Origin of the sequence: Providencia alcalifaciens DSM 30120 (genome assembly GCF_000173415.1) — a bacterium.
Lineage (GTDB): Bacteria > Pseudomonadota > Gammaproteobacteria > Enterobacterales > Enterobacteriaceae > Providencia > Providencia alcalifaciens.
Genome location: NZ_ABXW01000046.1, coordinates 62936 through 78301 on the forward strand (window position 1 = coordinate 62936; position 15366 = coordinate 78301).

Here is a 15366-nt window from a genome sequence, read left to right on the forward strand (position 1 = left end):
ATTGCTCAATTAACGCGCAGGCGATAAATGACCCGTATGGACTAATTTTGTATTAAAACCATCGGTATACCTGAACACAGACAAATCATCCGCAGCGATATCAGGCGTATTCCCTGAAATTAAATCAGCCAACAATTTGCCAGAGCCGCAAGCCATTGTCCAACCTAAGGTCCCATGCCCCGTATTCAGATATAAATTACTGAACTCTGTTGGTCCAACAATTGGAGTACCATCTGGTGTCATTGGTCGTAATCCTGTCCAAAATTGTGCTTGGCTAATATCTCCACCGCCTTGATATAAATCTTGCACAACCATTTTCAATGTTTCACAGCGTTTTTGTAGGACATCAAGATTAAACCCAACAACCTCAGCCATTCCTCCAACACGAATACGTTGGTCAAATCGTGTAACCGCAATTTTATAGGTTTCATCCAACACAGTAGAAACTGGCGCGCGTAATTCATTAATGATAGGCATCGTCAGTGAATAACCTTTCAGTGGATATACAGGGATTTTTACCAACTGCTGTAACATCTGAGTCGAATATGACCCCATAGCAACCACGTATTGATCTGCCAGCAAAATCTCACCGTTAACCTTAATACCGCTGATCCGTTTGCCATCTGTTAAAATCTGTTCAACATGGCATCCAAAGCGGAAAGTAACTCCGGCTTGTTCTGCCATTTTTGCCAATTTTTTAGTGAATTGCTGGCAATCCCCTGTTTCATCATTAGGTAGGCGCAAGCCCCCAGTGAGTTTATGTTTCACAAATTCTAACGCGGGTTCTGCGGTGACTAACTGTTCTGCGGTAAGCAATTCGTAGGGCACACCCTCTTGCTGTAAAACCGCAATATCATTTGCTGCGTTCTCAAACTGTTTTGCCGTTCTAAATAGCTGCAAAGTGCCGCCTTGACGCCCCTCATAACCAATTCCGGTGTCTGCCCTTAATTGGCGAATACAATCACGGCTGTATTCAGCAATCCGGACCATACGGCTTTTATTCATAGTGTAGTGCTGCATGTCGCAATTTTTCAGCATTTGCCACATCCAGCGTAATTGGAACAGGCTGCCGTCAGGTCTAATGGCCAAAGGCGCATGTTTTTCAAACATCCATTTTACAGCTTTAAGAGGGATCCCTGGCGCACCCCACGGTGTTGCATAACCCGGTGAGATTTGCCCTGCATTACCTGCGCTAGTTTCTTCTGCAACATCGTTCTGCCTATCAATAACACAGACTTCATGCCCTTCTTGTGCGAGATACCACGCAGTGGTAACACCAATAACGCCAGCACCCAAAACGAGAACTTTCATAGAGCCCCTCAAGAGAACAAAATGGATTTGTTATTAGCATAATATTCTAGTTTTTATTTTCCAATACAGTTGATTAACATTTTTAACAAAAAAGACAATAAAGCTGATTCAGTGGCTTTTAAATTTATAATGTGGCGAATTATTTCAGTTAAAAAAATACCAAGAATCCAGTTAAAATCATAAGTAATTGAAATTTATTTATTTAATTTAAAAATTAGTAGTCAAAAAAAACAAAATTCAACATTTTCTGCTTTAATTTGAAAATAATATTTTCTATACCAATTTATCCAAATCTATACCCTATTCATTTAATACCAAAAAATGGTGATTTTGTGGATTATTCAACTAAAACAGTTCGTATGATTGATATTTTCTATCTGGAATAAATTCAATAGGTTAAACGAAGAGGCGTAACAGGTTGAGAACGCGGCTTTGCTGGGACGATAAATGAGGCTCAGTAAAACTCTATTTTTATTAACTCATATTAACAATTAATAGCAACAAAAAAGCCAGCGCTAAAGCACTGGCTTCTGATTGAGCAAACGTTGAGGGCTAAATATTATTAGCAAGGTCTGATGGCATATTGCTTTGCATGTTATGCCAAATAATCCCACTGTCTTTACCGTAGTTTCTGACACACTCCATGACACGATCATAAGCTTGCTCGCGGCATAAATGACTTAATTGCTGATAAAAACTTAACGCTAAACGGCGAGCTTCTGGATTCGAGAAATAATAGCGTCCGACGCGCGTATACAACCCTCTTAGTCCATTAATGATTAAGCCGTAAATTGGGTTACCTGACGCAAATGCCAGACCTCGGAAAATGTTATAATCCAGATCGCTAAAAGCATCTGAACTATCTTCAACTTTGTCTTTACCGGCTAACACTTCCAATGCGGCTTCTGGATCATTGCGAAATGCGGTTCGAATAAAAATAGCAGCGATATTTGTACGTACTGCTAACAAGTTATCAATTAACTGAGGTACTCGGTCATGGTCTAACTTCGCGAGGGTTTCAAGGATATTTAACCCTGAGGTTTCCCAGTAGTTATTTACTTTGGTTGGCTTACCATGCTGAATAGTTAACCAGCCGTCACGAGCTAAACGTTGTAAAACTTCACGTAATGTAGTGCGCGTTACGCCTATTAATTCAGATAGCTCACGCTCCGCGGGTAAAATAGATCCTGGAGGAAAACGATTGTTCCAAATACTCTCAATAATGTACTCTTCCGCAAAACCTGCCGGACTTTGAGCTTTAATAACCATATTTTTATTATTCCAAACATTTTTAGACGGACTGCTAGAAATCATACCAGATTGTCACAATCTGAGATAGTTAGCTTTCTAATAAACCGTAGGTAAATCGTAAAAACCCTATATAATTAATGTATTATCTATTAGCAAATAAGCTTAAATTCTATAAAAGATAAGAGTAGTATGTAACACGCTATCACACAACACTCGCTAAAGAGGATTAAAAGTCATAATGGATTTTAGTTTAAGAAGAGCATTTTTGAAGAATTTTTTGGGAAATTCTCCAGATTGGTACAAACTTGCTATCATTTTGTTCTTAATAATAAACCCAATTGTTTTCTACTTTGTTAACCCATTCATCGCTGGTTGGCTGCTCGTCATCGAATTTATTTTCACGTTAGCGATGGCGCTAAAATGCTACCCGCTTCAACCTGGGGGGTTGTTAGCCATTGAAGCCGTACTCATTGGCATGACTAGCCCAGCTCAAATATCCCATGAAATTAGCAATAATCTTGAAGTGATTCTATTGCTAATCTTTATGGTGGCTGGCATCTACTTTATGAAGCAACTTCTACTATTTGTCTTCACGAAGCTGTTAATAAACGTCCGTTCTAAACGAATTTTAGCGTTGTCATTTTGCTTAGCAAGTGCGTTTTTATCTGCTTTCTTAGATGCCCTAACGGTTATCGCTGTGGTCATTAGCGTTTCTATTGGCTTCTACGCTATTTACCATCAATATGCCTCTAGCCAGCCTAGCAATACCGACCTACAAAACGATGCCTTCATTGATACTGCTGAGAAAAAACACACGTTAGAACAGTTCCGTTCATTTTTACGTAGCTTAATGATGCATGCAGGTATCGGTACAGCCCTTGGCGGGGTAATGACCATGGTCGGTGAGCCACAAAACCTGATCATCGCCAAACATGTTGAGTGGGACTTTATTACTTTCTACCTACGTATGGCACCAGTCACCATCCCTGTTTTCTTCTGTGGTTTACTGGTTTGTTTCCTCGTCGAGAAGTTTAAAATATTTGGTTATGGCGCTGAATTACCAGATTCCGTACGCCAAGTATTAACCGATCATGATAAAAAGATGAGTGCAAAACGTAGCAAGAAAGAACAAGCACAGCTGATTGTGCAAGGTCTTATCGGGATTTGGTTGATTGTCGCATTAGCATTTCACCTTGCTGAAGTAGGGCTCATTGGTCTTTCCGTAATTATCCTTGCCACGACATTCTGCGGGATCACTGAAGAACATGCTCTCGGCAAAGCGTTTGAAGAGGCATTGCCATTTACTGCTCTGCTCACGGTATTTTTTAGTGTTGTTGCGGTGATCATTGACCAGCAACTCTTCACACCATTTATTCAGTATGTACTGCAATCCTCTGAATCGTCACAACTCTCACTATTCTATTTATTTAATGGATTACTTTCAGCCGTCTCCGATAATGTGTTTGTTGGAACGGTATATATCACTGAAGCCTTAAAAGCAGCAAATGCAGGGTTAATTTCAGCCGAGCAATATCAGCACTTAGCCGTGGCGATTAACACCGGAACAAACTTACCGTCGGTCGCAACACCAAACGGGCAAGCCGCATTCCTGTTCCTGCTAACTTCAGCCCTTTCCCCATTGATCCGCCTTTCTTATGGACGCATGGTATGGATGGCGCTGCCATTTACTATCGTGATGACAGTCGTTGGTTTGCTTGGGGTTGAGTTGTGGTTAATCCCACTAACCGATGGGATGGAAAGTATTGGTTTAGTTACCATCCCTCGCTAATGAATTTTGATAACCCCTTTTGTTGACTCAAAGCCGCATACTTATGCGGCTTTTTTTGTAATAAAACGTAAAAACTAAGCTAATCTTATTCTAATCTGATTTTGCTGCTTTTTTTATCACCCAGATAGAGGCAGAATAAGCCAATTATTAATGAAGGGAATTAATTATGTTCAGATTTTTTAATTACTGTTCTCAAGGACGGTCAGCTTGGCTACTCATGGCATTCACAGCTTTTATGCTTGAATGTGCAGCACTGTACTTCCAGCATATTATGAAGCTACAACCATGCGTAATGTGCATCTATGAGCGCGTTGCATTGATGGGAATTATTGCAGCGGGTTTAATTGGGGCGATAGCACCTAAAAGCACCATTGTTAAAGTAATTGCAATTGTGATTTGGCTGTATGCCGGTTGGCGTGGGCTAGACCTGTCATGGGAACACACCATGCTGCAACTTTATCCGTCGCCTTTTGCATCTTGTGACTTCTTCGTGAATTTCCCAGATTGGTTGCCACTGCAAGAATGGGTTCCTTCTGTGTTTGAAGCAACAGGTGATTGTGCAGTAAGACAATGGGCATTCTTAGGCTTAGATATGCCGCAATGGTTAGTGGGTATTTTTGTTGCCTATATCTTAGTTGGCGTGATTGTCGCTATCAGCCTATTCTTCCCAAGTAAAAAATAACCTTTCTTTTCGCCCATCAATTTTATTTGATGGGCGTCTCAAGTTTTAAATGCAGGCTCCATTTCGGATGACCGATACCGTGCAACGCCGCCCATTAGCAAACTGGCAAACGGGGGTTTTTTCACCATTTAATTCTAAATTCAATGAAGGTAATCCACCCGCAGAAGTGCAGGCTTCTTGCGCACCTGGTCCTAAATTCACAACTTGCTGTGCATATTGAGAACCGGCGGTTTCTGCTCTTGTCATCTGACTGTTTTCCGAGCTACCGCACGCTGAAAGCAAAACGGCTAACGCCGTAACGGATCCCATTGCCATCACTGTTTTTAACAGCGATTGACCTTTCCTTTTCATTTTCTTTCTCCAACAGTATCAGCGCTGTCTCAGTTCCCTTAATGGGTGCCACTCTTAGAAAACAGGTTGATGACTAAAACACCAGTTATAATTAATAGCATACCAATAATTGCGGGTAAATCGAGTTTTTGGTTATAAATATAGATGGCAGCCACAGAAACCAACACAATCCCAAGACCGGACCAAATGGCATAGGCAATCCCCAGCGGCATCACCTTCACAACCTGAGAAAGCCCCCAAAAAGAGATGGCATAACCAATGACTACCACTAAGGATGGCCAAAAACGGCTAAAACCATCTGATGCTTTTAGTGTCGTCGTCGCAATAACCTCTGCAATAATGGACATTAGTAAAAAGCCCAATCCTTTCATAATTCACCTTTATTTATTGATTAACCTAATATTTGGCAGAAATTTAGCACACCAAAAAGCACCATACTAACCTTTAATTAGTATAGTGCTGATGAATAAAGAAGACTTAATGATTGGCAGGCACTAACTGTTTTTCTTTGAATGCTGACGTATAACGTAAGTAGATAAACAAGCACCAAGCGAGAGCTAAGATACTAATAATTGCGCCTACGTAACCAATATTAGTCATTCCCATATGGGTAATAACTTGATTGCCCAATAACGCACCTGCGCCAATACCGATATTATATAATCCCGAGAAAATTGACATTGCCACATCCGTTGCATCCGGCGCTAAATCAAGGACTTTAACTTGGATGCCAAGGCTGATACACATAATCGCAATTCCCCAAAGTACACAAATACCTATAAGTGTCCAAACATCACCACTTAATGGCATAAATAGTGCTAAACAGAGTGTAATCAAAATAATCGATGCAGGTAAAAATGTCAGTGTAAAACGGCTACTGTATCGACTAAACAATACACTACCGAAAATGCCCGAACCGCCAAAGATTAACAATAATACAGTGGCAAAATTTTGACTCTGTAAGGCGACATCACGCACAAATGGTTCAATATAACTGTAGGCAGTAAAATGCGCCGTAATCACGATCGTGATCAGGACAAACACTCCAATTAAAGCTGGGCGTTTAAAAATAATCGGTAAGCTTTTTAAAGACCCTGAATGTTCACTCGGTAAACGCGGTAAAAATCGCAATAATGCAATCATCGTTAATAATGCCAACACACCGATACACAAGAATGTTACTCGCCAGCCCATCCATTGCCCGATAACACGGCCTAGTGGTAGCCCCAAAACAGTCGCTAAGGCTGTTCCCGTTGCAAGTAAACCCAATGCTTGCGCTTTTTTGCCCGCAGGAGCGACTCGGATTGCCAATGATGCGGTGATAGACCAAAACACAGCATGGGATAATGCAATACCAATGCGTGCAACAATCAACACTTCAAAATTCCATGCAATCCCACACAGAATATGACTAAGAATAAAGATAACAAATATGCACCCCAATAACTTTCGCCGTTCAAATTTTCCCGTCATTAACATCAAAGGGAGGGACATCACTGCGACAACCCACGCATAAATCGTGATCATTAGCCCTGTATGAGCCACTGTCATATGAAAACTTTCTGCGATATCACTCAGTAATGCGACAGGAACAAATTCGGTGGTATTAAAGACAAAAGCTGCAACGGAGAGCGCCAATACACGGATCCATGCAGTGCTTCGAGAAACCTGAGACATGGTTTACGACATCCTGTTGAAGATAATTAAGACCAATAATAGCCTTCAGTTCATTTTTGTGAATAATATCACACTCGTCATTCATCTTTAAAGGATTGAAAACTATTGTTTTCAGACTCTTTTCTTATAGAAGAACTATTATTTCTCTCTTATTTTCATACCTGTTTGAAAAGCGACAGAATCATTTCTTCTATGCTACAATCTGCAAATTACTTTTTATTCTTACAGGAATTCCTAAATGAAAACCCATTTTCCAACTGAGCCCGATGTAAACTCTTTAGCTGACGAAGTAACCTGTTTAAAAAATCTTGTTACTCACATGCTTAAAGCTATCGGTCAAGCTGATGCGGGTAAGATTCTGATCAAAATGCAGCGCGAAGTCGCTTCAATGGAAGATGAGAATCAAGCTGAGACCTACAAAAACATCTTAGAACAAATTAAGACAGGTTATCGTCAATAGGCATTTAGCGATAAATGCGATTCAGCCCATTAAATAAGAATGGTCTCCTAAAGTGCACAAAAAACTAAGTTTTGCTTATTCGGATCCTTTATCTTTGATCCCGAATTAAACCATTCTTTATTCATTTAGCTCCCCCTTCAAGTCCCTATGAAGGGGGCTTTTTTTTTGCCCAAACTTACCCATTACTCAAAAAAAACGCCACTCTTTCGAGTAGCGCTTTGGTTTATATCCTGTCTATCTTGATGACTAAACTTGGTCCCTCTTAAATCGGACCTAAATTTGTCACCACTGCATACACGATCGAAATAATAGAAATAATGACCCATGTTAAAACCAGAGGCCAAATAAACTTCAACCACTTGGTATAAGGAATCTTCGATGTCGCCAATACGGCCATCAAAATACCAGATGTTGGGTTAATACAGTTTACAACCCCCTCACCCATTAGTACGGTCTGTACGGTAGTTTGGCGAGTAATTTCTAACAAATCCCCCATTGGGGTGAAAATAGGTACTAAAACTGCTGCTTCACCCGATCCTGAAGAGATAAAGAAGTGCATAATCGCCGCAGTACCAAACATTGAAAGTGCAGATAACGTTTTTGGTAATCCGTCCATCAAAGAGATAATCGAATTTACAATCGTGTCTAAGATCATACCGTCAGCAAGTACAATCGCAATCGCTCTCGCCATACCGACAATAAATGCGCCGCCAACCATACCTGCGCAGCCTTTCAGGAAACCTGTCGCAATATCGTTCGCCGACATTCTATTCAACACACCCACGCCCACACCTAAGATGATAAACATCGCCATCATCTCTTTTTCACCCCAGCTCCATTCAATGGCACCAAAAATGAAGCCAATTAAACAAAATGCGGCGTAAGATAAGGTGATAACGTGGCGTAAAGAAATTTTTGACGTCTCAAATTGACTGTCATCGATTTCAACGTCAGGGCGAACCATTCCCTGACGACGGCATTTTTTAGCATACAGAGTTAAGAAGATAATCCCTGCGATCACAAAGCTAATATATACAACCGTACGGAAGCCAAATGCCGATAACAGGGGAACATCCGCTAACCCTTGAGATAAACCAACAGTCATCGGAGCCATAACGGATGCGTTAAAACCGGAATATGCAGCAACGTAAACAATCGCCGCACCAAACTTGTCATCCATCCCGACTGATTTTGCCACCAATAACCCTATAGGGACGAAGGCAATAATTGAGTTCACAACAATACCTGTGGTGCCTAGAATCGAGAAAACAACAAAGAAAATCGTGATTAATAAAAAGTCATTAAGTTTTTTACTGCGTGAAATATTACTCAGGACTTTATTAATGGCCCCAGTCGTTTCAAGCAGATGTAAAGCGCCCCCAGTAAAGATAATCAAGAAAATAATGGGCGCGGCTTTAACTAATCCATCGGCGATAGAAGTAAAGACTTGTCCTGGCAATACGCCGTGCTGTTCCGGTAAACGTTCATAACTCCCAGGAATGGTATAAGAGCTCTTAACTTGAGTCTCGACCCCATCTTTGATGGTTGTGATAACTTTAGTTTCTGATGCGTATTGACCAGCTGGCACAATCCATGTCGCAATGGCTGCCGCTACTAAGATGAAAAAGAGCAATACATATGGGTTTATCCCATCAGAACGTTTTTTTTGTGGTGTTGTCGATGTTGTTGATGTTGTTGCCATAGACTTATCCTGTTGGATTATTATTTATTTTGTGGGTCATGATTACTGCGTAATACGCGTTAATACATTAAAAAATAACTGTGCACGCTCAGTTAAAGAAGGGATCTCAAGATATTCTTTGTCACTATGTTGATAGCCACCGATCGGTCCCAAACCATCCACTGTTGGTGTTCCAACTCCCGCTGTAAATGAAGCATCAGAGCCACCACCAGTAGAAACATCTTCCAGTGTAATTGCTAGTTTATTGGCTTCTTGTTTGATGATGTCGATGAGCTCAACACTTTCTACCGTTTTTGCCATCGGAGGACGGTTAATTCCCCCCGTCAGAGAAAGCTGGATACCCTCTAGTACAGGTTGGCTACAAACTTCGCGGACTTTTTTATCAATTTCAACACCTTGCTGCTCTGAAGAGATCCGCACATCAATCTCTGCACGGGCATTTGGCGCAACCGTATTCACAGATGTTCCACCCGAGATCAGCCCCACATTGACCGATAAGCCTTTATCATGCTGAGACAGAGCATGTAAGCTCTGGATTTTGTAGGCCAGCTCTTGAATTGCACTAATTCCAGCTTCTGGTGCAATTCCTGAGTGGGATGCTTTTCCTTGAATCGTCAGAACATAAGTTCCTACACCACGACGTGCACTTACAATGGCGCCATTTGCGCGAGCGGGTTCCATCACTAAGGCATAGCGTTTGCCCTTGGCGCATTGCTCAATTACAGTGCGTGATGAAATTGAGCCAATTTCTTCGTCACAGTTCAGCAGAACTTCAATTTTTTTATAACGCTCATCTTGTGTTGCATAGAGCTGCTTAATGACCTGATGCACCATAACATGGCTGCCTTTCATGTCGATAACACCCGGCCCATAAGCTCTATCGCCCTCAATACTGAATGGTCTTTCCGCAACAGTACCTTTTGGAAAAACTGTATCAAGATGCAGTAAAATTAAAATTTCAGGCGTGGTAGTTGGATAATAAATACGGTAGTTATTCCCTAATTTTTCATTTGGAATAACTTCAACTTCAAAGCCCATTGATTGATAGCGTTCGCACCAAAATGCGGCATGGTTATCAACACCCTCTTTATCGTATGAACCTGACTCGATATTAACGACTTGCTTCAATAAATTCAGCATCTCAGTTTCGTGTGTTAAAAAGTCATTGTGCATGTTGGTTTCCTATCATTTATTATTTTATGGCGAGTTATTTCAAATCTGAAATACACGCAGAACGATGTGCTTTTTATTCAAAATAAAATGAAGTATTTATCAACTATAAATGACAATGCTGATTAACATTCTTTTTGCGCGTAAAACCGCCACGCTGGATATGCATAAATATTGAATATACATCTTGCAGGTGTGAAAAAAGAATTTAAACCAAAGGAAACAACCTTATGATAATACGGCATTCACCTTGAATAAAAAGGATACTTTTGCACCATATCACAATAGATAAATAAATTACAAACAATTATAACTGCATATTTATGCAATAATTTTTAATTTTTAAAAAAGTAATAGTTACAATAATGAACAATAAAACTATATAAAATATAGTTGTTGATAACAAAAAATAATTGGAATTCATTAATCCTATCATGTTGATTTTAGTTAACCATAAATAATCAACATTATGCAGAATATTAATCTTCCCCATCTATAGGACTTAATACAAATAAAGTGTACGGGATTTGTTTCACTTATCTCTATTTAAATAATCACAAAGAAGTATTTAGTCTATTTATTCGACATAATGACAGTAAATAAGCACCAACACCTCGAAAATATACGCAAACTTTAAACTGTTCGTTTAACGCTTTTCAATCAGTTGACATCGGTTTTTTTGGTATGCTGATTTGAGTGTTTACAGCATAAAATGCGCCATGCTTTTCCTGCCTTGATTCTAAATCTTGCTGGCACAATTTGCTGGAATAGTTAGATAAAATGATAAATAAAATTCTTCGGCGGTGAGTCTTTGGTAGGTAATAAAAAAGGGAAACATAACGTTTCCCTTTTACATTGATAGCATAAACTCGCTGTACGACTATTTCAGGTATTGCCCTGAACGTAATGCTTCAATACGTTTGTCTAATGGTGGGTGAGATAAAAATAGTTCGCTGAATGCCTTTCCGCGGCCATTAATACAAAATGCCATTAAACGCCCTTCTTCTTGCGGCTCATAGCTCGTTTTCAGGCGCTGCAACGCAGCAATCATTTTCTCTCTACCCACTAATTTGGCAGAGCCTGCATCCGCATGGAATTCACGGTAGCGAGAGAACCACATAGTAATAATGCTCGCTAAGATACCAAACACGATCTCTAATACCATTGACACGGCAAAGTAAACCATTGGGTTGCCATTGCTGCTTTCACTTTCGCTGTCATTGTTGTTTGACATGAAGCCAGCCGCAACTTGCGCCAAAATACGTGAAATAAAGATAACAAACGTATTCACGACGCCTTGTAGCAACGTCATGGTAACCATATCACCATTTGCCACATGGCTGATTTCATGAGCAATAACCGCTTCGGCTTCATCGCGGCTCATGTTTTCTAATAAACCAGTACTTACCGCAACTAAAGAAGCATCACGACGTGCGCCTGTTGCAAATGCATTAATATCCGGTGCGTGGTAAATTGCCACTTGTGGCATTTTAATACCAACTTGTTGAGATTGACGGCTAACAGTGTTAACTAACCACTGTTCCATTTCGTTACGTGGGTGCTCAATAACTTCACCACCAACAGACTTCAGCGCCATCCATTTGGACATCAGTAGTGATACAAACGCACCACCAAAACCGAACAATGCCGCCATAATCAGCAGCCCCTGTGCACTACTTCCACGTATCCCGGTTAAACTTAAAATTATCCCGAACACAAACATAACGGCTAAGTTTGTGAGCAAGAATAAAGCAATTCTCATCATTTTTATAGGTTCCTTGGTAAAAACAAACATTACGACAAATTTACTTTATAAATAAGGTTTTTTCACACCATTTCAAGCTCATTAACAGGAAAAAGTCACAAAATAACATATCTTTACACTCGGGAATAAAAAATGCCGTTTTAGTAAACGGCATTTTCATGGAAACGGCAAGGACTAAAAGGAAATGATCAGCTCACTTTACCTTTAGTTGGTTTGCCTTTAGAGACTTTCGCGGTTGTTTTTGCTGCAGCTTTTGCTTTATCGGCTTTTGCTTTATCAGCTTTATCTTTTGCTGCTTTGGCTTTGTCTTTCTCCGTTGCTTTAGCTTTGTCGGCTTTTTCCTTCACCGCTTTAGATGTTTCCTTTTCTTTAGCTTTCGCTTTATCTGCTTTTTCTTTTACTGCTTTGGCAGATTCTTTATCCGCAGCTTTTGCTTTATCTGCTTTCTCTTTTACAGCTTTAGAGGTTTCTTTCTCAGCAGCTTTCGCTTTATCCGCTTTCTCTTTTACAGCTTTAGAGGTTTCTTTCTCGGTAGCTTTCGCTTTATCTTTCACAGCTTTAGACGTCTCTTTTTCAGCTGTTTTTGCCTTATCAGTTGCTTTTGATGCTTTATCTTTTGCAGTTTTACTCATGTTGTCACCTGTCTCTTTGATAGAATCTACCGCAGATGGTTTGCTAGATTGCTTCACCACACCCGCTCCAATACCCGCACCAATACCAGCACTTTTATTGATTGAGTTTTTTAGCTCAGTTGTACAGACTTGCTCTGAACGACTGGTTGTTCCGTCATTACAGATAAATTGCCCGCCATCACAACGAGCTATTCCACCTTTAGCGCCTGAACAAGGGTAGTTACTTGCATTTGCAGAACCCATTGACGACATCATGACCGCCATGACAGTTAATAAACCTACAGATAATTTACGCATTGTATTGCCTCATTAATAAGGGATATTACTAACTGAAGTGTAGGATATTTTTGAAAAAGCGAAAGAAAACCCAATTATTTTTTGAAAAAATTTAGGTTTAGTTCATTTAAAAAAGTAAGAGGAAATTTGTTTTATATAAAAAGTAAATTAAATCAATCTGTTAATCTTATTTTTTGAAATAAAAAAGCCAGCTTACGCTGGCTCTATAGTAGGCAATTTTTATTTACTGTTTAGCACTAGAAAGCATCTTAGTGTTTTGATTCGAAAGATCTATTGCCATCTTCACCGTTTCATCTAAATACGGATCTGGCGCTTCATAATCTTTCGGTAAATCATCAATTGATTTCAATAGCGGCTTACCAAGCTTCGCATTACGCTCATTAATGCGTTTTAGTTTCGTCGCTTCAATTTCATCATCCTCTTTCTGGCGCTGAGCATAATTCAATGAAATCAGATTTTTAGTTGCTTTTAATGATTTATAACGTGCAATATCTTCATCGATATATTTAAACTCTGGATCGACGCTAATACGTGCTAAGTGTTTAGTTTTAATTGGTGATAAATCAGCTTTGATATCCCCAGATTGCGTATAATTTGCGGCTGGAATGCTATCCCAAGGCAACGCGTTATCTTCAAAGCTTTCACCTGTTTCTGCTGGATCTTGCCCTGTTGGCATGACCACATCTGGAGTTACCCCTTCACGCTGAGTACTTCCACCATTCACACGATAGAATTTTTGGATAGTATATTGCACTGAACCTAATGATGGCCATTCAGGTTTAAGCATTTGGTCATAAACACGACTTAAGCTTCTATGCTGTTGCACTGTACCTTTACCAAAGGTCGGTTCACCTACGATTAAAGCGCGACCATAATCCTGCATTGCTGCTGCGAAAATTTCAGAGGCAGAGGCACTAAAGCGGTCAACCAAAACCACTAATGGACCTTTATAATAGATAACATCATCATCATCTGCATCTTGACGAACTTGACCATTATTATCACGAACCTGAACCACAGGTCCTTTATTAATAAACAGACCAGATAACGATACCGCCTCAGTGAGTGCTCCACCGCCGTTACCGCGCAGATCAATCACCAGAGCTGAAACATTCTCTTTCGCCATTTTTTGCAGTTCAGTTTTAACATCATTGGTCAAACCAACATAGAAACCAGGGATATCCAATACCCCAACTTTCTCTTTGCCTTGCTGTTTGATTGTTAATTTAACCGCTCTATCTTCTAATCGAATTTGCTCGCGAACAATCGTCACGATACGTGGTTTAGCCCCTTTCGTATCCGAAACGACCTCTAAACGAACTTGGCTGCCTTTTGGACCTTTTATCAATGCAACTACATCATCTAAACGCCAGCCAACGACATCAACAATAGGTTTACCAACTTGTCCAACGCCAATAATTTTATCGCCAACTTTCAGTTCTTTGCTCTTCGCAGCAGGACCACCTGCTACTAAAGAATTGATCGTTGTATTTTCATCATCTTGTTGCAGCACTGCACCAATCCCTTCAAGAGATAAACTCATTTCTGAGTTAAATTGTTCAGTACTACGTGGTGATAAATAACTGGTATGAGGATCAATTTCACGTGCAAACGCATTCATAATCAGTTGGAATACGTCTTCACTTTGCGCCTGAGCTAAGCGTTTCAATGCAAAATTGTAACGCTTAGTCAGTTTTTCTTTAATCTCTTTGTCATCTTTGCCTGTCAATTTCAAACTCAGCCAGTCATAACGGACTTTTTGATCCCATAAACGGTCGAGTTCTTCTTTGTCTTTCGGCCAAGGTGCTTTAGTACGATCAACTTCAATAGAATCCGTCGCGTTTAAATCAATAGGCTGATCTAAACGCGCGAGTGCATATTTGAAACGTTCAAAGCGACGTTGCTGAGAAAGGTTATACAGGTCATAGAACTTATCTAGCTTGCCATCTTCAAGCCATTCGCCAGTTTTTGCTTTATCTTTTGCATACTGTTCGACGTCGGATTGAAGTAAAACATTGTGACCGTAATCAATCATATTGAGATAACGGTCAAATATTTTCCCAGAAAACTCTTTGTCTAAATCGAATTGACGATAGTGAGAACGAGTAAAACGCGATGTTACCCTTTCACTCACTGTACCGTGCTGAGTATTCTGCTTTAAAAGAGGTAACTGAGCAGCAGTGACCGGAGTCACTGCCTGAGTATTAGCAATTGCAGTGCCAAAAGTCGCGAGACTAACGACAAATGCAACTTGAAGTAATTTGTTCATGACCTGAGTG

General features: G+C 40.1%; 13 protein-coding genes. 3 read left to right on the top strand and 10 right to left on the bottom strand.

The features are described from left to right. Positions 1 to 9 precede the first annotated feature (9 nt). Together PROVALCAL_RS08390 and fadR are read right to left on the bottom strand one after the other, a co-directional pair. Positions 10 to 1311: a D-amino acid dehydrogenase gene (locus PROVALCAL_RS08390; protein ID WP_006658767.1), complete on the bottom strand. Its 1302-nt coding sequence runs from the start codon at positions 1309 to 1311 to the stop codon at positions 10 to 12. Between the two features lie 552 nt (positions 1312 to 1863). Continuing rightward, positions 1864 to 2580: a fatty acid metabolism transcriptional regulator FadR gene (fadR, locus tag PROVALCAL_RS08395; RefSeq protein WP_006661650.1), complete on the bottom strand. Its 717-nt coding sequence runs from the start codon at positions 2578 to 2580 to the stop codon at positions 1864 to 1866. Positions 2581 to 2800: 220 nt separating this feature from the next. Here fadR and nhaB point away from each other — a divergent pair, with 220 nt between their 5' ends. After that, positions 2801 to 4351: a sodium/proton antiporter NhaB gene (gene nhaB / locus PROVALCAL_RS08400; protein WP_006658770.1), complete on the top strand. Its 1551-nt coding sequence runs from the start codon at positions 2801 to 2803 to the stop codon at positions 4349 to 4351. A gap of 166 nt (positions 4352 to 4517) precedes the next feature. Then, positions 4518 to 5033 (top strand): disulfide bond formation protein DsbB, encoded by a 516-nt coding sequence (gene dsbB / locus PROVALCAL_RS08405; protein WP_036965814.1) that lies wholly within the window; start codon positions 4518 to 4520, stop codon positions 5031 to 5033. Between the two features lie 45 nt (positions 5034 to 5078). Here the strand turns inward: dsbB and PROVALCAL_RS08410 are convergent, their stop codons facing one another. The 3 genes from PROVALCAL_RS08410 to PROVALCAL_RS08420 all read right to left on the bottom strand — a co-directional run bounded on the left by PROVALCAL_RS08410 (position 5079) and on the right by PROVALCAL_RS08420 (position 7061). After that, entirely contained in the window at positions 5079 to 5384 is a 306-nt protein-coding gene (locus tag PROVALCAL_RS08410) for a DUF333 domain-containing protein (RefSeq protein ID WP_006658772.1), read from the bottom strand. Between the two features lie 38 nt (positions 5385 to 5422). Beyond that, positions 5423 to 5755, bottom strand: coding sequence for a DMT family transporter (locus PROVALCAL_RS08415; RefSeq protein ID WP_006658773.1), 333 nt, complete (start codon positions 5753 to 5755; stop codon positions 5423 to 5425). 106 nt (positions 5756 to 5861) lie between these two features. After that, positions 5862 to 7061 (bottom strand): sugar transporter, encoded by a 1200-nt coding sequence (locus PROVALCAL_RS08420; protein ID WP_006658774.1) that lies wholly within the window; start codon positions 7059 to 7061, stop codon positions 5862 to 5864. A gap of 238 nt (positions 7062 to 7299) precedes the next feature. Here PROVALCAL_RS08420 and PROVALCAL_RS08425 point away from each other — a divergent pair, with 238 nt between their 5' ends. Then, positions 7300 to 7521 (top strand): DUF2594 family protein, encoded by a 222-nt coding sequence (locus tag PROVALCAL_RS08425; protein WP_006658775.1) that lies wholly within the window; start codon positions 7300 to 7302, stop codon positions 7519 to 7521. Positions 7522 to 7783: 262 nt separating this feature from the next. Here the strand turns inward: PROVALCAL_RS08425 and PROVALCAL_RS08430 are convergent, their stop codons facing one another. From PROVALCAL_RS08430 to prc, 5 genes are all read right to left on the bottom strand, one after another. After that, the gene (locus PROVALCAL_RS08430) at positions 7784 to 9223 is read right to left on the bottom strand and encodes a YfcC family protein (protein ID WP_006658776.1); all 1440 of its coding nucleotides are present in this window, start codon (positions 9221 to 9223) and stop codon (positions 7784 to 7786) included. Positions 9224 to 9265: 42 nt separating this feature from the next. Next, entirely contained in the window at positions 9266 to 10396 is a 1131-nt protein-coding gene (locus tag PROVALCAL_RS08435) for a M20 family metallopeptidase (RefSeq protein WP_006658778.1), read from the bottom strand. A gap of 877 nt (positions 10397 to 11273) precedes the next feature. Then, positions 11274 to 12158: a protease HtpX gene (gene htpX, locus PROVALCAL_RS08440; RefSeq protein ID WP_006661643.1), complete on the bottom strand. Its 885-nt coding sequence runs from the start codon at positions 12156 to 12158 to the stop codon at positions 11274 to 11276. Positions 12159 to 12346: 188 nt separating this feature from the next. Further along, positions 12347 to 13087 carry a YdcA family protein gene (locus PROVALCAL_RS08445; protein ID WP_006658781.1) on the bottom strand — a complete coding sequence of 247 codons (741 nt, stop codon included), beginning with the start codon at positions 13085 to 13087 and terminating at the stop codon, positions 12347 to 12349. A gap of 223 nt (positions 13088 to 13310) precedes the next feature. Then, complete coding sequence (gene prc, locus PROVALCAL_RS08450) at positions 13311 to 15356, bottom strand: carboxy terminal-processing peptidase (RefSeq protein WP_006658782.1); 2046 nt, start codon at positions 15354 to 15356, stop codon at positions 13311 to 13313. Positions 15357 to 15366 lie beyond the last annotated feature (10 nt).

What these genes read in the sequence shown, in the direction of transcription:
- PROVALCAL_RS08425 (WP_006658775.1), top strand. Translation starts at nt 7,300, where the DNA reads ATGAAAACCCATTTTCCAACTGAGCCCGATGTAAACTCTTTAGCTGAC.
- PROVALCAL_RS08390 (WP_006658767.1), bottom strand. Translation starts at nt 1,311, where the DNA reads ATGAAAGTTCTCGTTTTGGGTGCTGGCGTTATTGGTGTTACCACTGCG.
- dsbB (WP_036965814.1), top strand. Translation starts at nt 4,518, where the DNA reads ATGTTCAGATTTTTTAATTACTGTTCTCAAGGACGGTCAGCTTGGCTA.
- htpX (WP_006661643.1), bottom strand. Translation starts at nt 12,158, where the DNA reads ATGATGAGAATTGCTTTATTCTTGCTCACAAACTTAGCCGTTATGTTT.
- PROVALCAL_RS08410 (WP_006658772.1), bottom strand. Translation starts at nt 5,384, where the DNA reads ATGAAAAGGAAAGGTCAATCGCTGTTAAAAACAGTGATGGCAATGGGA.
- PROVALCAL_RS08445 (WP_006658781.1), bottom strand. Translation starts at nt 13,087, where the DNA reads ATGCGTAAATTATCTGTAGGTTTATTAACTGTCATGGCGGTCATGATG.
- PROVALCAL_RS08420 (WP_006658774.1), bottom strand. Translation starts at nt 7,061, where the DNA reads ATGTCTCAGGTTTCTCGAAGCACTGCATGGATCCGTGTATTGGCGCTC.
- PROVALCAL_RS08435 (WP_006658778.1), bottom strand. Translation starts at nt 10,396, where the DNA reads ATGCACAATGACTTTTTAACACACGAAACTGAGATGCTGAATTTATTG.
- PROVALCAL_RS08430 (WP_006658776.1), bottom strand. Translation starts at nt 9,223, where the DNA reads ATGGCAACAACATCAACAACATCGACAACACCACAAAAAAAACGTTCT.
- nhaB (WP_006658770.1), top strand. Translation starts at nt 2,801, where the DNA reads ATGGATTTTAGTTTAAGAAGAGCATTTTTGAAGAATTTTTTGGGAAAT.
- fadR (WP_006661650.1), bottom strand. Translation starts at nt 2,580, where the DNA reads ATGGTTATTAAAGCTCAAAGTCCGGCAGGTTTTGCGGAAGAGTACATT.
- prc (WP_006658782.1), bottom strand. Translation starts at nt 15,356, where the DNA reads ATGAACAAATTACTTCAAGTTGCATTTGTCGTTAGTCTCGCGACTTTT.
- PROVALCAL_RS08415 (WP_006658773.1), bottom strand. Translation starts at nt 5,755, where the DNA reads ATGAAAGGATTGGGCTTTTTACTAATGTCCATTATTGCAGAGGTTATT.